Source organism: Arthrobacter sp. TJ-217 (genome assembly GCF_058269255.1).
In genome coordinates this window covers 335,038-360,450 of sequence record NZ_JBZCNJ010000004.1, presented here as the reverse complement: position 1 = coordinate 360,450, position 25,413 = coordinate 335,038, and the positions used below count along the sequence as shown (strand labels likewise).

21 protein-coding genes and 1 pseudogene are annotated in these 25,413 nt (G+C 63.0%); 4 read left to right on the top strand and 18 right to left on the bottom strand.

Features of this window, described 5'->3' with window-relative positions; all coding sequences use genetic code 11:
- Window positions 1–220 precede the first annotated feature (220 nt).
- Entirely contained in the window at window positions 221–700 is a 480-nt protein-coding gene (locus AC4D2R_RS09710) for an SDR family oxidoreductase (protein WP_490939691.1), read from the top strand.
- 258 nt (window positions 701–958) lie between these two features.
- Window positions 959–2,689: an L-aspartate oxidase gene (locus tag AC4D2R_RS09705; protein WP_490939689.1), complete on the top strand. Its 1,731-nt coding sequence runs from the start codon at window positions 959–961 to the stop codon at window positions 2,687–2,689.
- Window positions 2,690–2,991: 302 nt separating this feature from the next.
- On the opposite strand, the gene AC4D2R_RS09700 is transcribed toward AC4D2R_RS09705, so the two are convergent.
- The gene (locus AC4D2R_RS09700; protein WP_490939687.1) at window positions 2,992–3,606 is read right to left on the bottom strand and encodes an NADPH-dependent FMN reductase; all 615 of its coding nucleotides are present in this window, start codon (window positions 3,604–3,606) and stop codon (window positions 2,992–2,994) included.
- A 601-nt stretch (window positions 3,607–4,207) separates the two neighbouring features.
- Here AC4D2R_RS09700 and AC4D2R_RS09695 point away from each other — a divergent pair.
- Window positions 4,208–4,702, top strand: coding sequence for a Type 1 glutamine amidotransferase-like domain-containing protein (locus AC4D2R_RS09695; protein WP_490939831.1), 495 nt, complete (start codon window positions 4,208–4,210; stop codon window positions 4,700–4,702).
- Here the strand turns inward: AC4D2R_RS09695 and AC4D2R_RS09690 are convergent.
- The 15 genes from AC4D2R_RS09690 to AC4D2R_RS09620 all read right to left on the bottom strand — a co-directional run bounded on the left by AC4D2R_RS09690 (window position 4,699) and on the right by AC4D2R_RS09620 (window position 21,674).
- Entirely contained in the window at window positions 4,699–5,766 is a 1,068-nt protein-coding gene (locus tag AC4D2R_RS09690; protein ID WP_490939685.1) for a Gfo/Idh/MocA family protein, read from the bottom strand. The genes AC4D2R_RS09695 and AC4D2R_RS09690 overlap by 4 nt on opposite strands.
- Window positions 5,767–5,891: 125 nt before the next feature.
- Window positions 5,892–6,911: a LacI family DNA-binding transcriptional regulator gene (locus AC4D2R_RS09685; RefSeq protein ID WP_490939829.1), complete on the bottom strand. Its 1,020-nt coding sequence runs from the start codon at window positions 6,909–6,911 to the stop codon at window positions 5,892–5,894.
- 42 nt (window positions 6,912–6,953) lie between these two features.
- Complete coding sequence (locus tag AC4D2R_RS09680; RefSeq protein WP_490939683.1) at window positions 6,954–8,408, bottom strand: GH1 family beta-glucosidase; 1,455 nt, start codon at window positions 8,406–8,408, stop codon at window positions 6,954–6,956.
- Complete coding sequence (locus tag AC4D2R_RS09675; protein ID WP_490939681.1) at window positions 8,408–9,310, bottom strand: carbohydrate ABC transporter permease; 903 nt, start codon at window positions 9,308–9,310, stop codon at window positions 8,408–8,410. The genes AC4D2R_RS09680 and AC4D2R_RS09675 overlap by 1 nt, the downstream gene beginning before the upstream one ends.
- The gene (locus AC4D2R_RS09670; RefSeq protein ID WP_490939679.1) at window positions 9,307–10,440 is read right to left on the bottom strand and encodes a carbohydrate ABC transporter permease; all 1,134 of its coding nucleotides are present in this window, start codon (window positions 10,438–10,440) and stop codon (window positions 9,307–9,309) included. Before AC4D2R_RS09670 ends, AC4D2R_RS09675 begins: the two co-directional genes overlap by 4 nt.
- A 60-nt stretch (window positions 10,441–10,500) precedes the next feature.
- On the bottom strand, window positions 10,501–11,817 hold the full coding sequence (locus tag AC4D2R_RS09665; RefSeq protein ID WP_490939677.1) for an ABC transporter substrate-binding protein: 1,317 nt from the start codon (window positions 11,815–11,817) through the stop codon (window positions 10,501–10,503).
- Window positions 11,818–12,350: 533 nt separating this feature from the next.
- Window positions 12,351–13,475: a ribosome small subunit-dependent GTPase A gene (gene rsgA, locus AC4D2R_RS09660; RefSeq protein WP_490939675.1), complete on the bottom strand. Its 1,125-nt coding sequence runs from the start codon at window positions 13,473–13,475 to the stop codon at window positions 12,351–12,353.
- A gap of 433 nt (window positions 13,476–13,908) precedes the next feature.
- The gene (locus AC4D2R_RS09655) at window positions 13,909–14,937 is read right to left on the bottom strand and encodes an acyltransferase family protein (protein WP_490939673.1); all 1,029 of its coding nucleotides are present in this window, start codon (window positions 14,935–14,937) and stop codon (window positions 13,909–13,911) included.
- 32 nt (window positions 14,938–14,969) lie between these two features.
- Entirely contained in the window at window positions 14,970–15,326 is a 357-nt protein-coding gene (locus AC4D2R_RS09650; protein WP_490939671.1) for a DUF6994 family protein, read from the bottom strand.
- A 204-nt stretch (window positions 15,327–15,530) separates the two neighbouring features.
- Entirely contained in the window at window positions 15,531–16,187 is a 657-nt protein-coding gene (locus AC4D2R_RS09645; RefSeq protein ID WP_490939669.1) for a 4a-hydroxytetrahydrobiopterin dehydratase, read from the bottom strand.
- Window positions 16,188–16,972: 785 nt separating this feature from the next.
- Window positions 16,973–18,028 carry an LLM class flavin-dependent oxidoreductase gene (locus AC4D2R_RS09640; protein WP_490939666.1) on the bottom strand — a complete coding sequence of 352 codons (1,056 nt, stop codon included), beginning with the start codon at window positions 18,026–18,028 and terminating at the stop codon, window positions 16,973–16,975.
- A gap of 882 nt (window positions 18,029–18,910) precedes the next feature.
- A complete protein-coding gene (locus AC4D2R_RS09635) occupies window positions 18,911–19,111 on the bottom strand; it encodes a DUF1905 domain-containing protein (protein WP_490939664.1) in 201 nt (66 codons plus the stop codon).
- A 131-nt stretch (window positions 19,112–19,242) separates the two neighbouring features.
- A complete protein-coding gene (locus AC4D2R_RS09630; RefSeq protein ID WP_490939662.1) occupies window positions 19,243–19,896 on the bottom strand; it encodes a maleylpyruvate isomerase family mycothiol-dependent enzyme in 654 nt (217 codons plus the stop codon).
- Between the two features lie 357 nt (window positions 19,897–20,253).
- Window positions 20,254–21,111 carry a hypothetical protein gene (locus AC4D2R_RS09625; protein WP_490939660.1) on the bottom strand — a complete coding sequence of 286 codons (858 nt, stop codon included), beginning with the start codon at window positions 21,109–21,111 and terminating at the stop codon, window positions 20,254–20,256.
- Window positions 21,112–21,194: 83 nt separating this feature from the next.
- Window positions 21,195–21,674: a hypothetical protein gene (locus AC4D2R_RS09620; protein WP_490939658.1), complete on the bottom strand. Its 480-nt coding sequence runs from the start codon at window positions 21,672–21,674 to the stop codon at window positions 21,195–21,197.
- Between the two features lie 375 nt (window positions 21,675–22,049).
- Between AC4D2R_RS09620 and AC4D2R_RS09615 the strand changes: the two genes are divergently transcribed.
- Window positions 22,050–22,265, top strand: a complete 216-nt coding sequence (locus AC4D2R_RS09615; RefSeq protein ID WP_490939656.1) for a hypothetical protein — start codon at window positions 22,050–22,052, stop codon at window positions 22,263–22,265.
- Window positions 22,266–23,329: 1,064 nt separating this feature from the next.
- On the opposite strand, the gene AC4D2R_RS09610 is transcribed toward AC4D2R_RS09615, so the two are convergent.
- Both AC4D2R_RS09610 and AC4D2R_RS09605 read right to left on the bottom strand, forming a co-directional pair.
- A complete protein-coding gene (locus tag AC4D2R_RS09610) occupies window positions 23,330–24,748 on the bottom strand; it encodes an NAD-dependent succinate-semialdehyde dehydrogenase (RefSeq protein ID WP_490939654.1) in 1,419 nt (472 codons plus the stop codon).
- 457 nt (window positions 24,749–25,205) lie between these two features.
- A pseudogene (locus tag AC4D2R_RS09605) lies at window positions 25,206–25,340 on the bottom strand (aldehyde dehydrogenase family protein); the annotation flags it as partial.
- Between the last annotated feature and the right edge of the window lie 73 nt (window positions 25,341–25,413).

Sequence of the window (25,413 nt, the reverse complement as noted above, 5' to 3'; positions counted from 1 at the left end):
CCCGGGATGCCGGGCACGTGGTTTGCGTTCTTAGTCGCAGTGGAGGCGTCGACCTGATGGCCGCAGATGGCCTTTCTAAGCGACTCGTGGGGTTCGATGCCGTCATTGACCTCGTCTCGTCGCGACTCTGTCGACCAGGAAGGTCGTTACGTTCTTCGAAACAACGACTGAGAACCTCCTTGTCGTTGAACGTCTAGCAGGGGTTCCTCATCATGTGGCATTGTCGATCATCGGTGCTCGCGACTACCCATCGGGCTACTACGCGGGCAAAACGGTCCAGAAGAAGATCGTCACCTCCTCAAAACACCCCTGGTCGATGCTCCGTTGCACCCAGCTCCACGAATGCGCGGAGCAGACCGTTAGCCGAGGCACCATCGCCGGCTTTCTCATCTCCCCAAAGATGCGTGTCCAGCCCGTCGCCACCGCCGAAGTGGCCGTCGAGCTCATCCGTATCGCTGAAACCGGCCCGAGGGGCCTGGAACCGGATTTGGCTGGCCCTTGCGAGGTGTACATGGCTGATATGGTGCGCGGCTATGCCCGCGCCATTGGTGAATCTGATCCGCTGTTCTCCGTCTCAATGCCTGGGGTCGCAGGCAAGGCTAGGCGCGGTGGCAGTCTGCTGGCCTCCGGTGACACCAGAACCACGAAACAGAGCTTCGATGAGTGGCTCACAGCAGTAACAGAAAGGAACCTCTCTTGATGAATATTATTCTTGTCGGCGGAACTGGCGTCCTTAGCCATGGCGTTGTGAACAGATTGTTGGCCATGAGCCACCACGTCGCCGCCTCGAGCCAGCTGCCACGAAGTGGAAAGCTCCCCCCGCGCCCTGGCCTGGAGTTTCAATCTCCTGTGATTCAAAGGATCCGGTAACCCCTACCACCAGGGGCAGCGACTTCACTCTGTCGAACCAACCTCGCGCGCATGCAGCCATGCCGCCTCACCGAAGGACCACACCACTATGACAATCTCAGAACACCGTATATCCACCTCCGTCCTCGTGATTGGAACGGGGGGATCAGGCCTGCGAGCTGCCATTGAACTTGCCGAGAGCGGAGTGGATGTACTCGCCGTCGGTAAACGACCGCGCCAAGACGCACACACTTCTCTCGCAGCGGGCGGAATCAACGCGGCGCTTGGCACTATGGACGCCGAAGACTCCTGGCAGCAACACGCCGCCGACACCCTCAAGGAGAGCTACTACCTCGCCGACCCGCACACTGTGGAGATTGTGACCCGAGGGGCCGCGCAAGGCATCCGCGACCTCGAGCGGTATGGCATGCCCTTTGCCCGTGAGGAGGACGGCCGCATTTCGCAGCGCTTCTTCGGCGCCCATAGCTATCGACGAACTGCTTTCGCGGGTGATTACACCGGGCTTGAGATCCAGCGAACGCTGGTCAGGCGAGCTGAAGAACTTAAGATCCCAGTGCTTGATTCGTTCTACGTCACCCGTCTCCTCACCGAAGATAATGTCATATTCGGTGCCTATGGCTTCGACCTGAACGACGGCACCCGCTACCTCATCCACGCCGACGCAGTGATCCTTGCTGCTGGCGGGCACAACCGCATTTGGCGGCGCACGTCCTCACGCCGCGACGAAAACACTGGCGACTCATTCCGCCTTGCCGTCGAAGCAGGCGCGCGACTGCGGGACGCCGAGCTGGTCCAGTTTCATCCTTCTGGCATCATCGAGCCAGAAAACGCTGCAGGGACTCTTATCTCCGAAGCGGCCCGCGGTGAAGGTGGCATTCTCCGAAATTCCCTTGGCGAGCGCTTCATGAAACGTTACGACTCCGAGCGGATGGAGTTGTCCACGCGCGACCGAGTGGCACTTGCGGCATACACCGAGATAAAAGAAGGGCGCGGCACCAAGAAGGGCGGCGTCTGGCTCGACGTTTCACACCTTCCGCGCGAGACCATCATGAACCGACTGCCGCGCGTCTACCAGACCATGATGGAACTACAGATGCTCGACATCACCAAGGAGCCCATCGAAATTGCACCTACAGCACACTATTCAATGGGTGGTGTTTTAGTGCGGCCAGAAGACCACCGCTCGGACGTTGAGGGTCTCTATGCGATCGGTGAGGCGTCGAGCGGGCTACACGGAGCAAACCGCCTGGGCGGCAACTCCCTCATAGAGCTGCTGGTCTTCGGTCGGATCGCCGGGCAGGCTGCGGCTGAATACTCTGCGGGGCTCTCCGCGCATCGCCGTTCAGCGCCGGCTGTGGGCGAGGCACGCACCGAAGTTGATGGCTTGCTCGCTGCTGACGGTACAGAGAATGTGCGGGCCCTCCAACGAGCCATCCGGGACACGATGACGGAGCACGCAGGCGTCGTACGAGACGAGAATGGGCTCAAAGAAGGCCTCAAAGAACTTGCCATTATCGAGGAACGGATACAGGACATCGGCATCCATCCTGATATCGCAGGCTTCCAGGACCTCGCTCACGCCTTCGACCTCAAATCTGCGGCACTCGCTGCCCGGGCGACCCTAGAGTCCGCATTGGAACGTCGTGAAACGCGTGGTTGCCATAACCGCAGCGATTACCCTGAACTGGACCCCGCGCTGCAGGTGAACCTCATCTGGTCCCCAAATGCCGGTATCGTCCACCAAACAATCCCGGAGGTCCCCGCAGAGATCGTGGAGTACATCCGCGATGTCTCTACTGCAGGCAAGCTTGTCGAATAGGAGCGGTTAATGATGTTTGCGCCTCATTGAGGCTCACGAACAGGCAGCCAGGGGCACTAACACCTTGGCCTAATAGTCCGGAACACGGTGCCGGTGATCTTGTTTGAAAGCTTTCGCGGCTTGCCGCTGATCACCGGCACCACTGCACCGATTACTTACCCGGCGATATGCCCGCTCGGTGATGATCCCCGCCACCATTCAGTGGATATTCCGCCATACTGGGGGTTTGTCCTACTACCGGCAGGCGACTTGTGCAGGGTGGATCATTATCTGGGCTACCTCCAGCGGGCAGGGCTGCTTGCTCAACGGGAGGGGCCAAGGGACGCTTCCAACTCATCATCTCCAAAGTGACCAGGTGCGTTAGAGGCAAGGACTCGCTGTACGAACGCACCGTATTCGTTCATGTAATACTGTAGGAAATCGGCCAGGGACTCGTCCTTGACTTCTCCGTCGTTACCGAAATCGTCGGCGTTAAACTTCACGTAAGCCTCGGGGGAATTCAGTTGCGGTGCGTCCAAGAAGCTCAGCACTGCCCGCATGGAGGACTGCATCACGGCTGTACCGATGTTGCCCGGAGAAGCGCCGATGATGCCGGTGGGCTTCTGCGCAAAAGAATTTTCCCCCCAAGGGCGGGATCCCCAGTCGATAGCATTTTTCAATGCTCCGGGAATGGATCGATTGTATTCCGGAGAGACAAAAAGTATGCCGTCAGAGGCCTCGATGGCTGCTTTCAACGCCTTGCCCTCGAGCGGGAAATCCGCATCATAGTCGTAGTTGTAAAGAGGGAGGTATTTGATGGGAATTTCGGTGAACTCGAAGCCCTCCGGGGCGAGTTTGATCAAAGCCTTCGCGAGGATACGGTTGATGGAGCCACTGGCTAGGCTCCCAACAATATACCCGATTTTGTACGTTGGCATGAATTGATCCTTTCTAAGGACGGTGTAAGACCGGCTGGTCAATTGCTTGTTCTGTTTTCGTAGCTCCGCTCGCGCTGCGCGCGTCGCAGAACGGTCATTCTCGCGTCGGTTCTAGACGTCCGAATCGCTCAGAGTCCTCCCGTTTGAGGGCTTACACCAATAGAGACCAGCCGCACGGTTGATGTGTGAGCTTGTGTGAATGTGTCGGTGCGCGACGGCCGCAACAGTACGAGTCACCGCCGCTGACGCCATCTCTTAGCCCGTTATCCTGAGACGGATTCGTGGCCCCCTAGCCCCGGTCAAAAACAGCAGGGCAACAGCAAGCCTCAGGAACTGGGAAGATGCGAGTCCGCGATGGAGACACTGATGACGCAACTGTGGCGCGAGATAACAGGCACGCGTTTGGTGGGTTAATGAGCCGATCTAGCAGAATTGGTTGGTGGTCCGTGTAGCTCCCCGTGACTAGCCACGTCAGTCTCGTCACCAGACTGGTGTAGCGATTCCAAGCTCAGACCGGCCAAGTCTCCAACTCTGAGTACGGTATACCCGTGAATTGGCACTGTGGGAAGGTTGGCGGCTGCACCGAATTGCGGGCGCACAAGTGTCGACGCTGGGTCATATCGTGGCGGTGCCGGGCCATCAGGGTCTGCTCGAGCTGGGCTGGAAGTCAGTCGGCGTTCTGGAGCCGACGGCGTTGCCAAGCATCGCAAAAAGCCGCTGGCTGCCCTGGGTGCTGGAAGCAGATGTTCTCCTGGTTGATGGGGGAGAGGCAATTTACCTCGCGCATTGGATGCGGCAGTTGGGTCTGGCAGATCTGCTGCCGTCCCTCACGGACACCGTCTGGGTCGGTGTGAGCGCTGGGAGCATGGTGATGACTCCGCGAATCGGCGCGCAATTTCGCCTTTGGACTGTTCGAACCACGAACGAGGATCCTTCTCGCTCATGTCGGCATCACGTCGGCAGAACGTATGTTTCTGGCGCGGTGGGGATCGTCACTAGCGATCATCGTTGCGGCACGGTTCTCCCGGTGCTCGAGGAGAACCGCTGGTCGAGTGGCACTGAGAGCACCTCCCGGGGAGTCAGTGGTGTCGCCTAGGAGTGCGCCGGGACCGGTTCGGTGTCGGTTGGGTAGTGCAACCCCATTTGGCGGCGTGCCTCGTCGAGCAGTTTTATCATGCGGACCGATTCGGCAGGTGGCATGAACGGGCTCTCGGTCAGTCCTGCCTGAAGGCAGCGCGTTACTTCGCGCAGTTCGTAGCTGAAGCCGTTGCCGAAGACTTCGAAGCGTTCCGTTCGCAGCGTGCCCTGTCTGGGCTGGATGAGGAGTTCGGCGGGGTTGAACAGGGGAGCGGAGGAGCGCAACCAGCCGTCGGAGCCTCCGACGGTGACAGCGCTGGGACCGTCGGCACCGATCGAGGTGGTGAGCTGCGCGTGCGCGCCGCCCTCGTAGGTGAGGGTGAGGGCATTGTGCAGGTCGATGCCGTGCTCAGTGAGTGCGCCGCGGGCGGTCAGGGCACTGGGCTCACCGAGTGCGCCAAGCGCCCACGTCAACGGATAAACCGCCAGGTCCAGCAGGGCCCCGCCGCCGGCCGCCGGGTCCCAGATCCGGGAGTCAGGGTCGAAGGGCGCGGCGAAGCCAAGGTCGGCCTGCAGCCAGCGTGGCTGTCCGATCTCACCGGAGCGCAGGATCTTCATGGCACGGCGGAAGCTGGGCAGGAAGCGTGTCCAGACGGCCTCCATGAGGAACAGTTCGCGTTCCGCGGCGAGTTCGGCGAGTTCGGCGGCCTGCCTGGCGTTCATGGCTAGGGGCTTCTCGCACAGCACGTGCTTGCCCGCGGTGAGGGCAGCCAGTGCGACGGCGTGGTGGTGCGCGTGCGGCGTGGCGATGTAGACGACGTCGACGGCAGGGTCGGCGAAGAGGTGCTGGTAGCCGGTCCATCCGTCCGCGTCCGAATAGGCGGTGGCGAAGCCGAAACGTAGAGCGAAGGCCCGGGCGGACTCTTCGGTGCGGGAGCTGACGGCCTGGAGGACGGCGTCATCGAGCAGTGCGAGGTCATGCACCACGCGGGCGGCGATCGAGCCCGTTGCCACGACACCCCAGCGGATCCGGCGGCCGGTTGCGGAGGACGGGGCAGCGGTGCTCACGGGAGCTGGAAGCATCGGGAAAGGCCTTTCGGTCAGAAGGTGACGGCCCACCCACCATGGGCGCGCCGAGGGCCCGATGCGGCAACGATGCTCAGCGCGGCTGTCCCGACCGCGCAATCCGGAGTCGCTATTCGGAATCGCTATACAGAGTCACGGATCACGAGCGAGGTGGGCATCCTCGTCGTACGATCGGTCGGCTTTCCCTCGATCAGGTTGACGAGGGTTTCCGCCATCTTCTTGCCAAGTTCAACGATGGGGTGGTGCACGGTGGTCAGCGCCGGTGTCACAGAGGTCGCGAAGGAATCGTCGTCGAAGCCGACGACGGCGATGTCTTCCGGGATGCGCAGGCCGCGGCCCTGGATTGCGGTGTATGCCCCGGCCGCCATCTGGTCGTTCGCCGCGAAGACGGCGTCGATGGGAGCGCCGCGGTCCAGGAGCCGGTGCATCGCACGCGCCCCCGAGGTGAGGGTGAAGTCACCGACTTCGACGAGCCCTTCCCCCAGCCCGGCCTCCCGCACGGCCGTCCGCCACCCTGCGAGCCGGTCGATGCCGGGGGGCATGTCCTGCGGGCCGGCGATCGTGCCAACGTGACGGCGGCCCGCCTCGGTCAGCAGGCGCGTGGCGGTGTAGGCCGCGTGCTCGTTGTCGACGTCGACATAGTAGCTCTCCGTGCCGCCCACCAGGGGGCGGCCGGCGAACACCATGGGCAGCGATCCGGACAAATGCGTCCACGAATGATCACCGCTGTGGTGGGAGACGACCAGCACGCCGTCGACGTTTCCTCCGAGCAGGAAGCTGCGCGTCTTTTCCGGCTTGGATTCCGAGGCGATCACCATGTTCAGGGTGTACTCGGTGTCGGTGAGGTAAAGGGCGATGCCCTGCACGACGGAGGCGAAGAACGGGTCGGCGAACACCTTCGCCGTCGACTCGGAGACAATGAGCGTGACCGCGCCCGCACGGCGCTTCGCCAGGGAGCGCGCGGCGCGGTTGGGCGTGTAATCGAGCGCGAGGATGGCCTTCCTCACGGTCTGCGCGAGCTCCGGATCAACGCTCGGGGAATTATTGACGACGCGGGACACCGTGGCCCTCGACACCCCGGCCAGGGCAGCCACCATCTCAAGGGTGGGTACCGGCCGGGGCCCGTTGGTGTCCTGCGTCATCGTCATCTCCGGAACATCGAAAGGGAAGCTGTGAAGGCTACTTTAGGCGCTCGTCGGTGTGAGGTCAGCCGCCTTCGCTGCGGCGACGACGCCGGCGTAGGCGTGGCCGCTGTCCTTGATGGTGCGTTCGAGGGTGTCGTAGTCCACGCGCACGATGCCGAAGCGTTTCCCGTAGCCCCAGGACCATTCGAAGTTATCGAGCAGCGACCATACAAAGTAACCGCGGACATCGGCCCCCTGGTCGAGGGCCTGGCCGACGGCGTTGATGTGCTCAAGGATGTACCGGGTGCGCTCGGTGTCGTGCACCGCGCCGTCGCTGCTGACGAGGTCCTCGTACGCAGCTCCGTTCTCTGTGATGTAGAGCGGCGGAAGGGTGGTGTATTCCTCGCCGAGGCGCACGAGCAGCTTGCGCAGCCCGTCCGGGTTGACCTCCCAGTCCATGGCGGTGCGCGGCAGGCCGCGGCTGGGAAAGGTGATGTCCTCCGAGCCGATCCAGCACGAGGACGTCGGGCGGGACGCGCCACCGGCGTGGCCGTCGCCGTGCTCGGTCGTGGGGTGCCCGCTGATCAGGTCGTCGTGGTAGTGGTTGACGCCCAGGAAATCCAGCGGCGTCCCGATCACGTCGAGGTCCCCGGGCCGAATGACCTCCCGGATGCCGAACTGCTCCAGATCCGCCAGCGTATCCTCCGGGTAGGCGCCCCGCAGGATCGGGTCCAGGAAGATCCGGTTCTGCAGCGAATCGAAGCGCCGCGCCGCGTCGAGGTCCACCGGGTCGGACGCATCGCGGGGAATCGCGTTGCTCAGGTTAAGGGTGATGCCGAGGTTCTGGGCGCCGCGCGCCCGGAGTTCGTTGACCACGAGGCCGTGCGCCAGGTGCTGGTGGTGGATGGCCGCAACCGCGGCGGCGGGCTCCTGGCGCCCCGGGGCGTGCACACCCGCTGCGTAGCCCAGCAGCGAAGAGCAGAACGGTTCGTTAAAGGTGGTCCAGTGCCGCACCCGGTCGCCCAGCGCCGAGTAGACGTCGTTGGCGTAGTCCACGAAACGGTAGGCCGTATCCCGGTTGGCCCAGCCTCCCCTGTCTTCGAGCGCTTGTGGAAGGTCCCAGTGGTAGAGGGTGAGCCAGGGCAGGACGCCCGCGTCGAGGAGTTCGTCCACGAGCCGCGAGTAGAAGTCGAGCCCCTCCGCGTTGGCTGCCCTGCCGCCGGGGCGCACGCGGGACCAGCTGGTCGAGAAGCGGTAGGAACCCAGGCCCAGCTCCTTCATGATCGCGACGTCCTCCGGCATGCGGTGGTAGTGCTGCACGGCGTCCTTCGGGGTGTCGCCGTTGGCGATGGCACCGGGCACGCGGGCGAAGGCATCCCACACTGAGTCCTCCTTGCCGCCCTCGTGGCTGGCCCCCTCGACCTGGGCGGCGGCGGTGGCCGAGCCCCAGATGAAGCCTTCCGGCCAGGTCCGCTGGGTGGTTCCGCTGCTGGCGGGGTGGTGTGTTGGTGGCATTAGCCCTTCACTGCTCCTTGCATGATTCCGGATATGAGTTGACGGCCCGCAACGGCGAAGAGCACCAGCAGCGGGAGGGTGGCCAGGACCGCGCCGGCGAGGACGATCGAATAGTCCACGTAGCGGGCCGACTGCAGCTGGCTGAGCGCCGTCTGCAGGGTGGGGTTGCCGGCGTCGAGCACCAGCAGGGGCCAGAGGAAGTCGGTCCACGCCGTCATGAAGGTGAACAGGCCCAGGATCGCCATGGCCGGGCGCGCGGCGGGGAGCGCCACGTGCCAGAACGTGGAGATCATGGATGCGCCGTCCATGCGGGCGGATTCGATGAGCTCGTCGGGAATGACATCCACGAGGTACTGGCGCATGAAGAAGACACCGAATGCCGTGACGAGCGTGGGGATGACCACGGCGCCGATCTCGCCGGTCCAGCCCAGCGTGCGCATGAGCATGAACAGCGGGATGATGCCGAGCTGGGTCGGGATGGCCATGGTGGCGACGACGGCGACCATGAGGCCGTTCCGGCCGCGGAAGCGGAGCTTCGCGAAGGAATAGCCGGCCAGCGTGGAGAACCCGACGACCGACACCGTGATGATCCCCGAGATCAGCACACTGTTCCCGAGCGCGAGCCAGAACGGGATGGTGTCGAAGACCTCGCCGACGTTGGTCCAAAAGTTTCCTCCCGGGAAAAGCGGAGGCCAGGTCTGACCGAGTGCCTCGTTGGATCGGCTGCCGATGATCACGGACCACCAGAGCGGGTACGCCGAGGCCAGGAAGAAGGCGAACAGCAGCCCGTAGGTGAGGAACCCGGGTCGGCGCCCGTTGCCGAACAGGCCCCGGCGCAGGGAGCGTGCTCGGCCGCCCGGCGTGCTCGCTTCCGTGCGCGGCCTGGTGTCGATGGCGGTCATCGCGCTCTCCTCGGGTTCGTAGCTGCGGGGGCGCCGGCCGATCCGGCGGATTCGGGTGCCGGTTCGGCAGCGGGTGCCGGCGGCTGGGGGCCCACGGCGGGAAGCACGACGGCGGGAGCGGTGGACCGCTTGCGTCGGCGGCTATCGGCACCCCCGCCCGGTCCGCGCCCGTCGCCGGTGGTGGCGATCCTCCGTGAGATCAGGTAGTTCACGAGGCCGAACAGGATGATGATGAGGAACAGGAGCCACGCGATGGTGGCCGCCTTGCCGAAGTTCGACCGCTGGAAGGCCATGTCCCAGAGGTAGAGCACGGTGGTCTGGAACTGGCGTCCGGTTCCGCCTGCCGTCCGCGGATCGAACAGGCGGGGTTCGGTGAAGATCTGCAGCCCACCGATGGTGGCGGTGATCACCACGAAGATCATGGTGGGCCGGATGCTCGGCAGCGTGATGCTGAAGAAGCGGCGGAAGGCTCCGGCACCGTCGATCGCGGCGGACTCGTAGATGTCGCGGGGCACCGCCTGCATGGCTGCCAGCAGGATCAGTGCGTTGTATCCGGTCCAGCGCCAGTTCACCATGGTGGCGATCGCGATGTGGCTTGGCAGCGTCTCGTTCGTCCACAGGATCCGGTCGATCCCAAAGCTCGCCAGGATGTTGTTGATCAGCCCGTACTGCTCGCCGAACATGTTCGAAAAGATCAGGGCGACGGCGACGGGCGTCACGATGTAGGGGAGCAGGATGCTCATGCGCCAGAACGTCCTACCACGGAGGTTCTGGTCCAGCACGGCCGCTATGGCAGTGGCGACGATCAGCTGCGGAATGGTCGAGAGCAGGAAGATGCTCATCGTGTTGAACAGCGAGTTCCAGAAGAAGCGGTCCTGGAGGACTTCCTGGAAGTTCCGCAGGCCCACGAACTCGCCCTGCCCCTTGAGCAGGTGCCAGTCGAACAGCGAGACGAAGAAGGTATAGCCGAGAGGGAACAGGCCCACCAGGGCGAAGAGGACGAAGAACGGTGCGATGTAAAGGTAGGGCGAGCCCTTCATGTCGAGGACGTTCAGTCGCTGACGGAAGGTGAGGGTCGGTTTCGCCGGGGCAGGACTGCTGGCTGCCGGGCGGTTCAGTGTCGTGGTCATGAGGGTTCCAGACTCCATGGGGGCCTCCGGTGGTGCCGGAGGCCCCGCGGCCGGGTGTTGCTAGTTGTTGACGACGAGGTCGTTGAGAAGCGTGATGGCTTCGTTCCAGGCCTCATCGGCCGTACCCGTGCCGTTGTCCAGGATCTTCAGCGCGGGCGCGAAGACGTTCTCCTGGATTACGGAGTCATCCGGGCCCTTGAACTGGGCCACGACGCCTTCGGCACGCGATGCGAAGATCTCACCGTACGGAGCGTCGTTGAAGAGCTCGTTCGGTACGGCTGCTTCGACGATCTCCGCCTGGGCGTCCAGCGTGCTGGGGAAGTTGTTCGCGGCTGCGGACTGCTTGACCATCTGTTCGGGGTCCGTCAGCCATGCGGCGAGCTTCGCGGCCTCGGCGGGGTGTTCGGAGCTCTCGGGAACGGAGAGGAAGGCTCCTCCCCAGTTGGAGCTACCACCGGGGAAGACGTCGGCGACGTCCCATCCGCTCTCGGCGCCGCCACCGGCGGACTCCAGCTGTTCCTTGATGGTTCCGAGCATCCAGGCGGGGCAGACGTGGACGGCGAAGGAACCATCCACGAACGCCTTGCCCTTGCCCCAGTCGAACTGCTTCTGGTTGGCGGACAGGCCGTCGGCGGTGCCGGCGGCGAGGAGGTCGAACTGGGCGCGCATGGCCTCGTTGCCCTCGATGTTCAGCTCGCCGTCGGCGGTGTAGTAGCCCTCGTCCATCTGGTTCACCATCGAGTTCCAGACGAAAGCGGACTGGTCGTACCAGGCCTTTCCGGTGGTCTCTTTGTACTGGCGGCCCAGGTCGAAGTAGGTCTCCCACGTCGCGTTGCCGCCGCCGAAGAGTTCGGCGACTTCCTCGCGGTCGGTGGGCAGGCCCGCCGCTTCGAAGAGCTCCTGGTTGAAGCAGAGGGCCTGTGGTCCGATGTCGGTACCGTAACCGATGACGCGACCGTCGGGGTCGGTGCCCTGCTCGAACTTCCAGTCGACCCAGTTGTCCTTGATGTCCGCGGCGCCGTGATCGTTGAGGTCCACGAACTGGTCGGACACCTCCATGATCTGGCCGAGCCAGCCTTCCTCGACGGCGACGACGTCACTCAGGCCGGAACCGGCCGCGAGTTTGGTGAATGCATCGACGCGGGCGTTGGCGCTTCCATCGATGTTCGTCGCCTCGATGGTCACTCCGGGGTTCTGCTCTTCGTATTCGGCGTACAGATCGTCGTAGCCGAACTGTCCGAACGTGGTGACGGTCAGATTGACGGGATTGTCGGCACTTGCCGCCTCATCCGATCCGCCGCTGCAGCCCGAGGCTACGAGGGCCAGGGAAGCTGCGCCGGCGAGGGCGGTGATTTTCCTGAGTCGCGAGAATTCCACGGTCACTCCTTTGTGTGTGTGCGAGCGACGTACGCCGACGGGCGAGAGAGCGCTCTCTGTGAAGTAGGTCAACTGTATGTGGGCATCCTCACATCGTCAAGAGAGCGCTCTCTGAAGCAGTAGCGGTGTTGCCTGTGGGCGGCGGATGGCAGGCGGGGACGATGTTCCGCACAGCCTGAAGGCCACCAGAAAGACCTGTTTCCCCTCACTTTGGAGGGGTTTCACAGAGACGTCTGCGCATCGGAGCAGAGCGGGGGACCTCCTCGCCCTTAACAAGGTCTCGGATTGCGGAACGCGCCGTCCGGCGGTGGAAGCGGCCGCATGCTGGACGCTCCCCGTTCACTGCCGACTGGTGCGATTACTCAGAACCTCCGACTGCAGGCAAGCCGGCACCAGGGCCGCCACTACCTGTCTTTCCCGACGCCCCGGTTACCCGACACCCCGGTTACCTCGCTGCCCCGGCAAGAGGGGTTGAAGCGCAGCGGCAAGCAGGGGCCAATAGGGCCTGCTCCGGGGGCACGCGGGTGCATGGCTCAGCGCCGCTTCCGCTTTGACCGCTGCTCCGCCTCCCGCTCTGATCTGGCGCGCTCTGCAGAACGCTGGGATTTCCCTCCTCCGACCACTTTTTGGTGCCATTCACGCTGGTACGCCCGGCTGGCTGCGGCATCCTTGCGGCGGGCCAGCGCGGCCATTTCGCGTTGGAGTTTCAGGTAGTTGTTCCAGCGGCGGTCCTCGAGTGTGCCGTTAGCGAGGGCCGCCTGCACGGCGCAACCGGGTTCCAGTTGATGGGCGCAATCTGAAAACCGGCAGAGGCTGGCGAGTTCCTCCACATCCCCGAACATCTGCTCCATCCCGTCGTCGGCGTCGAAAAGCCCGAACCCGCGGACGCCGGGAGTGTCCATGAGGACAGTGCCGTCCGCCAGCGGCACAAGCTCCCGGGAGGTGGTGGTGTGCTTGCCCCTGAAGTCGCCGGAGCGGACTTCGCCTGTGTGCTGCACGTTGTGGCCAACCAGGGCGTTGATCAGTGTGGATTTACCTGCGCCGGAGGGCCCCAGGAGGACAAGCGTGCTGCGCGGCGGCAGATGTGCCAACAGCTCCTCGATCCCGTCCCCGTTCTCCGCGGAGGTGGTGACCACGTCAACACCTGCCGCCTGCAGGATGACCTGCCCGACGACGTCACCCGTCACATGCGCCAGGTCCGCTTTGGTGACAATCACCAGGGGGACGGCGCCTGAATCCCAGGCGGCGACGAGCGTCCGTTCGAGACGGTTGTGCGTGAGCGGCCGGTCAACAGGAACCACCACGCCGATCACGTCTATGTTGGCAGCCAGGACCTGGGCGGCGGAGGAGTCCTCGAAGGCGCGCTTCCGGCTGAGCTCCGAACGCCGGGGCAGCACGCCGAGAATCTGGCGATCACCCGCGCGGTTGGGTCCTATCCAAACCCAGTCGCCCGTGACCGGCACGCCGGCATCGAGCGGGTAGGGAAGGTGCAGGAGTTCCATGCCCACAGCCACCAGGACCAAGCTGCGGTCAACCCGCACCACACGGCCGGGCTCGCAGGGATTGTCCGCGCTGGAAACAGGTGGCGGGTTTTCGTCGAAGTGGCGTGCGACGACGGCGTTGTAGCCGTAAAGGGTTGGGCCGGTGCGAATTGACATGGATGCAACAAGACTGTTTAGGCCGTGGCCTAGAGAATTTTTCACTGTGATACCTCGGGAAAAGTCCCCTGGCACCGGCCACTCCCGGGCAAAGGCCCAAGGTGTTGTGGCGTTCCGCGGGCAGTGCCCTATGCGGTACGGAAGCTGGAGACGGGGGCGGTTGTTTTGATGGTTTCAAGGCGCCCGGGGCGCACGGCAATGACAGTCATCAAAAAACACCTCCCCTCTCTGCTGTGGTCCATCGAAGTGATACCGGACCGGTTCCCAACTCTAGCTTCTGACCGAGGCTTTCGCCATGGCCTTCGCGATCCGGAACCTGTGAATTGCAGCGGTATCCATCACGCCGCTGATTCGGGTGTCGGTCAGCTATTTTCAACAAAGAGGAATGCCACCTGTGATGAGCATTGAGGAACTCGGGGGCTCCTGCACTAACTCAGAGGCTTCTTGTTCGTTCCCCATGGCTTGTTCGTTTGCCATGGCGTCGCTGCAGCGCGGGCAGCTCGAACAAGAGAGTCACCGAGACGTGCTGGCGGGTTGAGTAGACCCAGGCGAGCGCGAGCGGGACGCCGATGCCAGCCAGCAGCAACAGCGGCAGAACGTACCATGCCCCGGCAGAGCCGATCGCGTCGGCCAGGGCGAGGGTGATCATGATCGGTCCGAGATGGGCGACGTAGAACACGATCGAGTAGCGTCCGACGAATTCGAGCGCGGCGGTCACCGGTCCGGCGGGGAGCCGGGGGAAGAACCAGCACACGACCACGAGCGCCCCCGCCACGCCCCACGCGAACTCCCCCTGGTACAGCACCTCCCGACCCGCCACGTTCAATACACCAACTGTCACCGCGCCCGCGCCGGCCACAGCAAGGACCCACGGCTTCCCGATGATTCCCGCGATCTCCGGCCAGTGCTGGGCGCACCAGGCCCCGAAGAAGAAAAACGCTGAGAGAAAGGCCATGGTCTCCGGGCGGCTGCCGTCGGTGAGCATGAACGACACGCCCACTGCGGTGCCGGCGATCAGCAGCGGTGGGACGCGCCGCAGCGGATAGGCAAGGGCGTAAAAGACGAGGATGAACCAGAGGTACCAGAGGTAGGTCGGCGAATTGTGGAAGACCTGGGTCACCGCCGCAGGGCTGAGGTCGCCGCTTGCAGCGAGAATGATCAGCGACCAGAGAACGTACGGCCAGGCCACCTTGGAGCCCTTGCCGACGAAGTACTTCCTCCCGGTCTTGGCCATCGACTGGGGAAGCACGATCCCGGACAGGAACATGAGCACGGGCATGCGGAACGGCTCGAGGAAGAGGTTGAACTGGTCGACGCCCGGAGTCGGGCCGACGGCTATTCGAAGGGCCTCGCCCGCATGCAGCAGGACGACCAGCAGGATGGCAACCCCACGGCAGCTGTCCAGCCATCGTATACGCGTGTCCGTCAAAGTACTGATGGCGGCCTCCCCGTCGAGTCTCATCAATCGAACCTGGGTACTGCCCCTGGGTTCGCTTAGGTGAGGTTCGGTGTCGGGATGAATCCGGATGGCCCGTCACAGCAGGTTCTGTCTCGGTGAAACGTCTTCCCCTGCCTCATTGTCAACGGGTCGTGCCAGCGTCGTAGAAGCGTCGGATCGCTTCGAGGGTCGGGTCCCATCGGTGCTGGATCCGCGGATGTGCCTCGAGTCTGGTTGAGGCTGCCCTGCGAGACGGGGAAAATCATGAAGCCGCAGATCGTGTGCGAGCGTCGCAGGAATGCGTCATCGGCCTCGTCTGGAAGCTGCGTGTAGTGGTGGCTTAGATTCCTTCGGTGTCGCGTTGTGATTGTGTCGCTTCCAAGGACTATTCTCGAGCCGTCTGCTTCGTACACAAGGTACGGGGGAAGGGCCCGACCAGCGCGAAGCTCGAACGGCCGCTTACATCAACGGCGGATCCGACCTTCGCGCCCGACGGGGGGCCACCGCTGACCCCTGCGGGCCGCTTTCCCGGCACGTTCTCCACGTTCAGCGGCCTCGACCTGACGAGACCCCGTTGATTGCCGGCCACGGGTCCCTCGTAAGGGCAGGGCGCCGCGCTAGTCGCCGCGGCCGGCTTCAGTACTGATGCACAGCCGGTTGCCTTGGGCGTCAGTGGCCACTACCCACATGGGCGCGTGTTCATCATCGAGTGTTGCACCAACGCTTACCAGAGCATCCAGAGTCGAGGCGCTTTCGCTGAAGGGGACAGTGACGTCCAGGTGAAGACGATTCACGCTGGGACTCTGGGACTCCTGAAACCAGATGCCCGGACCCCTGCCATAGGGATCGGTTAGGCTTCCGTCTTCCCGCATCTTGTAGCCCAGTGCAGCTTGCCACACTTTCGAAATGGCTTCCGGGGCATCGGTATCGATGGCTATCTCCACTGTGCGCAGGAGTTCCGGGAGAGGCGTGACGCCAGTGGCTTGGGCCTGCTTCGATATCGCGCGGGCCAACGTCACGTCACGCGCCGTCACCCTGTCTCCGGCATCGTGCGAAGTGAGCGTGATGAACAATGTGTCATACCGCCAGTCCACATCAGGGTGGTGGTTGGATTCCTCTGCCAGCCCACCAATGGTGGAAAGCAAATCCAAGGCACTGGCGGATGATTCACATCTAAATGCGGTCCGCAAAGCACCCAAACCGTAGCGCCACTCCGGCAACTGGAGCAGATTTGCTTGGATTTGCTTCTGGTTCAGAACATCTCTTGCTGGCATCGTTTTCTCCTCTGGTTTTCCAGTCACAGATTGGGGTCTGCCGCATGGGCCGGGATGGTGGCCGGAATCAGTTCATCGAAAGGCCCGCGGTCGCCCGATCCGGACAGAGCCTGAAGCCCATGCTTGACTGGATAACTGAGAATATTACGCACACCATCACGGTTGCCGCCATGGCACGCGTTGCTGACGTAGCCCAACGGACCCTCACACGTCGATTCATGGCCGAAGTCGGCTGCACACCACATTCTTGGCTCACACGCCAAGCGTGTGCTCGTACCGGTTCGCGTGGCCCTAAAGGTGCGGACGGAAACCACGGCCAGGGGATCGCATTCCGCCCGTTTTAGTGGTTCACGCACTGCGGGAGCAGGTGGCCGCAGACCGGGAAAAGCTGCTGGGCCGCGGCTAGGGCCGCTGGTTGTGCCCACCGGAGCCCCTCCGGGCCAGGGACCGCGGTGGATGCCTAGCTGGCCGGACGCCCGCGAAGGATCTGGACCGTAGTACCTGTACTTCGACGTCACAGGCACCGACACCATCGAGAACACCTTCACCAGGGGAACCCCTGATGTGAAGTCGACCGACGCGTCCTCACGAACTAGCAAAGCAGGGACGGGACGGCTCTCGGCCGAACAACTTTTTTCCCTGACATGAGATCGAGGGCGCGAGACGGCCGCGCCGGGTTGTTTGTTCGATGGTCGCGGCGGCTTGAGGTTGGTGATCCTAGGTGTCGATGGGTTCACCGTTGTAATACGGGGCCGTAGCCGGCGCTCCTACTATGGGTCCTGGACCTATGAGTCCTGGACGACTTCCGCCGGGGACCATCCCAAGGCGGGTCCCAAGATGGTGGCGATGTCGGTGAGGATCTGGACGTAGTCCTCATGATCGAAACTGAAAGGCAAGGCGAAAGCCACCTCATCGACCTCCTGGAAGCCGGCATGCGCGTAAAGCTGTTCCGCGATCTGGTCGCTGGTGCCGATAAGGTCCGGGGCAAACAGCATCCCTCTCGGCCCCTGCGGTGCCCGGGTACGTGGTAGGCGTTCATGCACGTACTGTTTGTACTTCTCCCGCTGGCTCGACGACGCCGAATCGGTCGGGATTACCACCAGGCCCTGCGAGACCCGGCCCCCTCCGAGCGCTTCGGGTGATGCCGCCGCTGCTTCACGATAGGCGCGGATCTGAGACTGCTGAATCCGGGCAAAGACGGGGTCCTGGTCCTCGTCGGGGAAGATCACGCTGCTGGAGAGCAGATTGAACCCATTCCGCGCGGCCCATACGGCCGACCTCCTGCTCCCTGCCCCGTACCACAGGCGTTTCCGGAGCCCGGGGGAATGCGGCTCGACACGATCGGAAAACTCCTCGACCACGCCCTGCCGTCCAGACAACGCCCGTATCGATTCCCCAGCGATGAAGCGGGCAAACCGTTCCACGCGTGCGTAGCTGAAGTCCTCCGACCCCGACGAATTCGGGTACAGCTCGTCCTTCACGGTGTCGTAGTGCATCGGTTCCCCAACACTCAGGCCCGGATTGATCCGCCCGCCCGAAAGCAGATCGACGGTGGCCAGATCCTCAGCCAGGCGCAGCGGGTTCTCCCAGCCCATGGGTGTCACTGCAGTGCCAATCTCGATCCGGGAGGTGCGCTGGCTGGCGGCGGCCATCATCGCGACAGGCGAGGAGATTCCGAACTGCAGGTGGCGGTGGCGCAGCCAGGCGCTGTCGAATCCGAGCCGCTCGCCGAGTTCGATGATCTCCAGGGTCGATTCGTGCCCCGCGGCCGGATCCGCCGGATCGAACAAACCGATCGTAAGGAATCCGAGCTTGCGTAGCGGGCGCGGGGAGACGGGCATGGGCTTCCTTCGAAGGATCGGTGTACTGCTGATCCCAGACTATGCGCCGGGTCTCGCGACGCCTGCGAGGAGGAAGGAAAGTTTCCCTTCGCGTCATCGACGCCGCCCCGCACCACACCTACTGACCGGGGTGTGCATTGAGGGGTCGGGCGGAACAACCGCGGGAAGCTTTGGTCTTCGGACGAGGCCGAACTCCTCAAACCTGGTCAAGTCTTCCAGAGCAAAGAATCTCCACCTGTTGCTGAGAACGCGACCGTTTTGGCGAGGCCCGGCAGGGGAAAACGCAGGGCGTGGACAGTGTCCACACTTCAGGTCCGGAACTGTGCCGTACCGGCGTCGGATCGGTCTGGAATGCGGATGTATTCGGGGGGGGCGAGTATTCAAGGGCGGGAGTCCTGTTCGAGTCCCACTTCAGACACAGTGTTATCCCAAGCCAGAGGCTGTTTGCTCTCTGACTGTGGACGAACCGGCGCAATGTGTGCGGCCCGGGTGCCGGATCTGGTGGTTGGGTTGTGGTTGTTGGGGCGGGGTGCCTCCTTTCGCTCGCGAAGCCCGGTTCGAGCTTTCTTACTACTTCATGGGGGAGCGGCGGTGTAGGTGCATGGCTGTGGTGAGGGTTTTTCGGCCTGGCCATCCTCCTCGCCGGGCAGCTCAGGCGAAGCAGCCACCGAGAGTTGACGACTCAGGAGCCCCATCACCACGAGCGGACTTAGGCTGCGCCAGGTTCGCTCGCGGGCGGCGACAGAGACACAGAAAGCGGCCACGTGGGACCCGGGAGCCCGGAAGAATGTGAGTCGCTGCGATAAATGGCGCATTTCCCGGCGCTCTAAGGCCGATCGCCCAGTCCCGCAGGAGGATCCTCAACCGGATGCAGGAGGCTGCTTAGGCGGGGTGCGTGCACATGTGCACTTCCGCCACGTCTGCGCGTCCTTTGCCGAGGGTTTTCCGCAAAGCCACCCGGATGGGCATGATGTGGCTGCCACCGCCAACGGGCAACATGGAGGCCGCGTACTCGTAGCAATTGACGGTGCCTTCGACTTTGACGGATTTACCTGTACCGAATGCCTCGGCGGAGCCTGGCATTCGGACGCACAGCCGTCAGCTGTTGCTGTCGGCGATGATCTGCGCAGAGAGTGCGATGTCGAGGGCGGGGAAGTTGGGGGGGATCTGTCATGCTCGGGCTCCTGATGGAAGGCAGTGCGAGACGAGGCCGCTCATTGAGACGCTTGTTCCAGCTTTCGTACGAATGTTGCGGCACCTTCACCTGAGAAATTTTCCTTATCGACGGGGCGACCCGAGATGGCCATGAGAAGTGCCAACGAGGTTCCTTTGACCTCTGATCCAGAACCGTGCTCAAACCCCGAATCGGAAGCTTGCAGACGAAATCCAGCTGCGCGTTCTTTGCCGCCGCCCATAGAGATGCCGGTTTTGAGTTGATAACGCAAGGCCGCGTCGATTGACTCACTCGGGTAGGAGCGCCGAAGCCCTAGGGGACGTCGAATGTCCTCACCATGCACGATTACCTCGACAAGCCGCGTTGCAAGAGCAGCGGGCGGCGTCGAGGTCGCATCGCGTATGCGGCGGAACTCAGACAGGGTCGCTTCCGGGGTCGCGGCACGTTCCCTGGTGATGCCGTTTGCGTTGTCTTTGTCGAAATCGAATTTCGCGGCGATCAGTCGACGCAGAAAGCTGACACGAGTTGTCTTCGCCGAATCCACGAGATGAGCTACGACGTCGTGAATGTCCCAGCCGGGGCAGAGCGAGGGCCGGGCCCATTGCTCTGGGGTGAGCGACTCAAGTTCTCTAATGAGGATTCGGCGTTCGTTGTGAACGGCTGCCCACACCGCGGTCGAAGGTCGGGAAGGCATGGGGCAATATAACCACGCGATACGACCGGCTACCTAGTACCGATACGCGACAGGGACGACCAGTGGGACTGCCTTGCTCCCGAGGAGCTGGGGCGCGAGACCTCCTCGGCGGTGAAGCGACTAGCCGCGATGAAGCGGCCGCCGATCGCTAAGCTGCAATAACGCGGTCTTGATGTGCGTTCTGATGCTGGCGGTCCGGGCACCCCCGTAAAGGAGGCCATCCGATCCGCTGGAGGTGGAGTCAAAACGACCTATGCAACGCGGGTCCGGCCTCTAGAGGCGCTCAATGCCGCCCGGCGTTCGACAAGGGATTCCTCGAGTGCAACTCCGGTCCAGGCTTGGCGCAGGTTCAGATAATTAGTCACTGAGTTTGGCCTCAAGGTAGCCGGTGACCCAGTCCTGAAGCTGCTCGGTACTCCAACCCGGGGTGGCGACGAGGAGGACTTCGCGGTCTTCACGGACGACGCCGGTGATGCCGTCCTCTTTTGCGAGGGTTTTGACGAGCCGGTCCACCACCCGGGAGTGCTCGTGGGCGATATCCTCGCGCAAGCACACCTCCAGCTCACCCCCGCGCAGTGCGTCCCCGCCCAGGTCCTCCACCACGACGAGCGGTTCATCCCCTACCACCGCGGGAGCGTCCTCCTCCGCCTTGTTCAGGTCGTCGATGGCAGCGCGCGCGTACTGGGCGATTCTGTCGTCCGGCGATTCCCGCATACCGAGGAGGACAGCCCTGGCGTCTCCGGCCGGCACCGCGGGCAGGAAGAGGTGACTATCCGTATGCTCGCTGACGAGCACCGGGTGGTTTTTGAAGGCATAACGCTTGATGCGATGGCGTGCAATATCCCAGCGGGCCGAGGGTGCCCGGTCCACAACCACCGCGGCGAGGTACGAGACCAGGCCGTCCAAGAGGAAGAGGGACTCCAGGGACAGGACGCGTTCTTCCTCCATGGTGTACCGCTCCCAGGACGGCCAGTCTTCCCGGCGTGCCGACGCCGGATCCGTCGCGCCGGGGAAACCCGGCCCGGCTAGACGGGCGAGGATCCAGCGCCACAGGGGGACCAGGCTTCCCACCGTCCCGTCCAGGATCGCGTGTGGATCCCTCCCGTCGGCTGCGATCGACTCCCGAAGGCGGTCCAAAGCCGGGGCGCGCTCGTCGAGGAACTCCCGCAGGGACGCAGCAGCTTGCGTCTTGGTCTGGTTCAGGTAATGGGTCATGGCAGGCAAGGCATCCACCAAATAGAACAATTCAAATTTGGAGCCACCCTTATCCTCGACTCCCCGTTCGGGCCCAAAAATCGTCACCGTGGGATATTCGCCCTGTCTTCCACATCATCCACGAACGCTACCTGAAGCGTGTACTGCTTATAGAGCTCAATGGCATCTTCCAAGGGCATGCGTCCGAGGTCCAGCGCCGCTTTCAGACCATCAAGTTGGGCATTGCATACCTCTGCTGCAGTGACCTTTGCGGCCACTGCATGCGAATTACTCAAACTGGTCGATATGGCAGCGGCGACGGACATCAGCATCGCTGCCAGGCAGAGCACTTGCCAAACTATGGAGCTTTGTTCCAGCGTGAGTGCTTCCTGAATCCCCGCGGCGAACTTCGTGCCGCCAAGGGCGGGGCCTGCTGTAAGGCCCGCAGCCAGCGCGCTACCAACGACGCTCGTCATCACCAGCCTGTTCCGGCGGGGTCGTTCATGACGCAGGAACAGCCTGACAGCTGACTGTCGCTGCTCGATGTTTGCGATCAGTTTCTGACGAGCTTCTTGTTCCTCCACGACTTCCTCCCGGAGGCGGTATTTATGGTGTATTCTACCCGTTCTCGAAAGGTGATCGCCGGAATTCGGTGAGCGGCACCGACATGTAGAAGGCGTATGGCGTCCCCTGGAGGGCCCACCGGAAACAGCGCCCGAGACCGTATCTATTCGAGCGCTTATGGCGTTACCGACGCGCTATTGCCAGGTTGACTGCTTCACGAAGACGCTTCACCCAAGAGCTTAGGGACGACCCGTGTGAGGACATGATTTCTACCTCGGAGGCGATCAGAGACGTCGCTCAAAGCCGTCCACAGATGGGAGAGCCGCCAGTGATCACGGGTGGGGCAGAATGAGCCTCATGTGCGGACGTTTTGTGACTGCAGGGAAATCCAACGAATGAAGGTCGACATCCTGAGCGCAGTCACCGTCGTCGTCCTCGCCGGCAAACGGCGCAATTCCGTTCCAGCCATCGTCGGGATTGTGATCCTCGCTGCGGCGGTCACCCTTCTTGCGATCTCGGCGATGGTCAACGCCGGCGACCTTCTCCTCACACGCTTGGATCTCACTGCTGAGATCGACCAGATGAACCGGCAGCGCGCGCTGATTCCTTAGCTCGCTTGGCGGGACTAACTCTGATTGGACAGTGCGCTTCCCGGTCACGATGAGGATCGTCGCTTTTGACCCAAGATGAGCAAGCGCCGAAACCAGAGCGGTGCTTCCGTCCAACCAGGCCACCGCTGAACAGAGCAGACAAGAACATGAAGAGGCCCGTGCTGACGTGTCAGTCCATCGGCTCACCCAATCTTGAATCAGTCGCGGTACTTCTGGTGACTGTTCCAAAGACCGGTGTGCCGACACCGGATAGAGGATGCTCCAATGATGGTTGTGGTGCTACTCGGTCAGCCAGGATCCAAGCCACTTACCCTGCTCCTCGGTCATCCAGAAGATGACCTCCTGCTGCTGGCCGTCTTGGCCTTCGATGGCCAGGTTCACGGAAAAACCGACCTCACTGCCAATGGTCGGGCTAAGGCCGATTTCCCGTACCCGCGGTTCGGATGGAAGGTCAGGCCCCATAAGGATCGTGACCTCGACCGAACCCGTTGTTGCGCTAAGGGCTCCAGTGATTGTGCCTGGGTTGGCCCTCCAGGGGGCGCCTCCCTCCAGAGTCGTCTTGTGCCCCAGGCAGACGGGCACTTCACGGTCCGAGTACGGCGCCAACACGAAGGAGCTCGATCCAGTCTCTGGACAACGCAGTACGGAGCAGGCGGTCATGCCCGCGATCGTACCGCTAAACGCGGAGAGGGAGCCTTGCACTCAACCACGGTTGAGCAGCGGACGCAAAAGCCGATCCCTCAGCCGACAACCGGCTCTATACGATCTGGAACGGTGCTCAGGAGTTCCGCCGCATAATGTGTGATGGCTCTTTTGTGGCCGTCGAGTCTGGGCATGAGGGCGAGCAGCGCTGTCCGCAACGAGCCGCTGTATCAACGTTCGTCGTACAGTGCCAGCGCGAGGAAAGCCTAGCGTGCACCCTCATCCATGCCGGCCTCCGGCATGGATGCGAGAATCGAAACGGCCTCGGGAGAAGCGCCGGCATCGCGGATGAGCTGCAGCACCGTTCAGGGGAGTGGGGGGGGCGGCACTGTTGGGTGCCGCCCCCGTTGTGCTTCCCCGGGTTATTCAGCGATGTAGAGCAGGCGCTTGTTGACGAACTCGTCCATGCCCAGAGGTCCAAGTTCACGGCCGAAGCCGGAGCGCTTCACGCCGCCGAAGGGCAGGTCCGCGGCCTCACCGACCCCGTTGACGTTAGCCATGCCGACGTCCAACTGCTGGGCGATCACCCGGGCGCGTTCTTCGTCGGTGCTGAACACGGCGCCGCCCAAACCGTACGGGGTATCGTTCGCCAACTTCAGGGCTTCCTCGTCCGAGGAGACCTTGTAAACGACGGCAACCGGGCCGAAGAGCTCCTCATGCCAGGCGCGCATCTCCGGAGTGACGCCGGTGAGCACCGCAGGGGCGAAGTAGGCGGTGCCATCCTTGGACAGCTCACCGCCGGCATGCAGCGTAGCGCCCTTATTGACCGCGTCGCGCAGCTGTTCGTACAGGGACTCGGCCGCACCTCGGGATGACAGCGGGGCGTAGGTGCCGGGTGAGTCCTCGGCTGGGTTGCCGGGCTTGAGGTGCCGGGCCTGCTCGGTGAGTTCGGTGACGAACTCCTCGAAAATGTCTTCCATGACGATCATGCGCTTGTTGGAGTTGCACGCCTGCCCGGTGTTCTCCAGACGCGTTGCCCACGCCGCTGACGCCGAAGCCTTCACATCGGCGCTGTCCAACACCACATAAGGATCCGAGCCGCCGAGCTCCAGCACGGCCTTCTTCAGGTTAGCCCCGGCAAGGGCGCCGATCACCGCCCCTGCCCGTTCGGAACCTGTCAGGGACACGCCCTGGATGCGGCCGTCGGCGATGATGTCTGCGATCTGGTCGTGAGTGGCGAAGACATTGACGTAGGCGCCGTCGGGCAGGCCCGCGTCCTTCATAATCTGCTCGATAGCCAGCGCAGAACGCGGGCAGCTCTCCGCATGCTTGAGCACGATGGTGTTGCCCAACACCAGGTTCGGCGCAGCGAAGCGGGCCACCTGGTAGTACGGGAAGTTCCACGGCATGATGCCCAGCAACGCACCCACGGGCCGCTTCTGAATGACCGCCTTACCGCCCCCGATCGGCTTGATCGGCTGATCGGCGGCCAGAGCCGGGCCCTCTGTGGCGAAGTAGTTGAAGATGTCGGTGCAGAACTCGACCTCACCCCGAGACTCGGAAAGGGGCTTACCCATCTCCGAGGTGATGATCGTGGCAAGTTCGTCCACCCGTTCAGTAAACAGTTCACTGATCCGCTTCACGACCTGCGCGCGCTCCTCGATCGGCACCTCCCGCCAGGCCAGGAACGCTCCATGAGCCGCAGCCAGTGCGTCCTGGATCTGATCATCGGTGGCGCTGGGAAACTCCTCCTCCACCTCACCGGTGGCCGGGTTCAGCACCCGATAGGAATGCGGCCCACCCGAAGCATCGGTGGCCGTCGCACGCACATCAGCAGTCATCGCTCATCGTCCTCTTCTTTGATTTGAATGGGCCTTCTCAAGTCCAGATACACCTCAGGATACCGAGGTCGGCATCGACGGTTGTTCCGGCTGGCACCATCGTTTCCCCGCAAGTGATTCCCATGAACCGGCTGTCGACTGTCACGGACTGACTATGACCCACCGCGTGCCCAATGAATTCGTCATCCTGGGCAGGTAGGCACGGTACCCGACTCGGATCATCGAGGCGTCGACGGCGCCCGCCGGCGCCCGCCGGCGCCTGAACACCAGCCCTGACCGCCCTGTCACACCTATGCAGGACCTTCTGACGGAGAAAAGCTCTCGCAACGCATGACTGGGGGCTTACTACCCCTTCCCCTAGTAAAGTGACTCCGCCGGTAACGTTCCCACTGGGATAAGGATGCCAAGCGGGGAAGTCAGCTTGCGATCAACGTGTTGCCCTGCGTGCGCCCCGGTACTAACCCTGCTGGAACCAGGTGGTCTTCAATCCCACATAGTTATCGAGCGCATGGACTGAAAGGTCTTTGCCGAATCCTGACTGCCGAAACCCGCCGAAGGGCGTGGTCAGGCCCAGCGCGTCGACGGTGTTAACCCGGGTGTTGCAGTCAGACCCAGGCTCAACTGATGTGGGGACGATGTGCTCTAGGCAAAGAGGGCGATGAAGG

What these genes read in the sequence shown, in the direction of transcription:
- rsgA (WP_490939675.1), bottom strand. Translation starts at nt 13,475, where the DNA reads ATGTCAATTCGCACCGGCCCAACCCTTTACGGCTACAACGCCGTCGTC.
- AC4D2R_RS09655 (WP_490939673.1), bottom strand. Translation starts at nt 14,937, where the DNA reads ATGAGACTCGACGGGGAGGCCGCCATCAGTACTTTGACGGACACGCGT.
- AC4D2R_RS09680 (WP_490939683.1), bottom strand. Translation starts at nt 8,408, where the DNA reads ATGCCACCAACACACCACCCCGCCAGCAGCGGAACCACCCAGCGGACC.
- AC4D2R_RS09610 (WP_490939654.1), bottom strand. Translation starts at nt 24,748, where the DNA reads ATGACTGCTGATGTGCGTGCGACGGCCACCGATGCTTCGGGTGGGCCG.
- AC4D2R_RS09630 (WP_490939662.1), bottom strand. Translation starts at nt 19,896, where the DNA reads ATGCCTTCCCGACCTTCGACCGCGGTGTGGGCAGCCGTTCACAACGAA.
- AC4D2R_RS09625 (WP_490939660.1), bottom strand. Translation starts at nt 21,111, where the DNA reads ATGACCCATTACCTGAACCAGACCAAGACGCAAGCTGCTGCGTCCCTG.
- AC4D2R_RS09690 (WP_490939685.1), bottom strand. Translation starts at nt 5,766, where the DNA reads ATGCTTCCAGCTCCCGTGAGCACCGCTGCCCCGTCCTCCGCAACCGGC.
- AC4D2R_RS09640 (WP_490939666.1), bottom strand. Translation starts at nt 18,028, where the DNA reads ATGCCCGTCTCCCCGCGCCCGCTACGCAAGCTCGGATTCCTTACGATC.
- AC4D2R_RS09675 (WP_490939681.1), bottom strand. Translation starts at nt 9,310, where the DNA reads ATGACCGCCATCGACACCAGGCCGCGCACGGAAGCGAGCACGCCGGGC.
- AC4D2R_RS09705 (WP_490939689.1), top strand. Translation starts at nt 959, where the DNA reads ATGACAATCTCAGAACACCGTATATCCACCTCCGTCCTCGTGATTGGA.
- AC4D2R_RS09670 (WP_490939679.1), bottom strand. Translation starts at nt 10,440, where the DNA reads ATGACCACGACACTGAACCGCCCGGCAGCCAGCAGTCCTGCCCCGGCG.
- AC4D2R_RS09615 (WP_490939656.1), top strand. Translation starts at nt 22,050, where the DNA reads ATGAAGGTCGACATCCTGAGCGCAGTCACCGTCGTCGTCCTCGCCGGC.
- AC4D2R_RS09685 (WP_490939829.1), bottom strand. Translation starts at nt 6,911, where the DNA reads ATGACGCAGGACACCAACGGGCCCCGGCCGGTACCCACCCTTGAGATG.
- AC4D2R_RS09700 (WP_490939687.1), bottom strand. Translation starts at nt 3,606, where the DNA reads ATGCCAACGTACAAAATCGGGTATATTGTTGGGAGCCTAGCCAGTGGC.
- AC4D2R_RS09635 (WP_490939664.1), bottom strand. Translation starts at nt 19,111, where the DNA reads ATGCCAGGCTCCGCCGAGGCATTCGGTACAGGTAAATCCGTCAAAGTC.
- AC4D2R_RS09645 (WP_490939669.1), bottom strand. Translation starts at nt 16,187, where the DNA reads ATGCCAGCAAGAGATGTTCTGAACCAGAAGCAAATCCAAGCAAATCTG.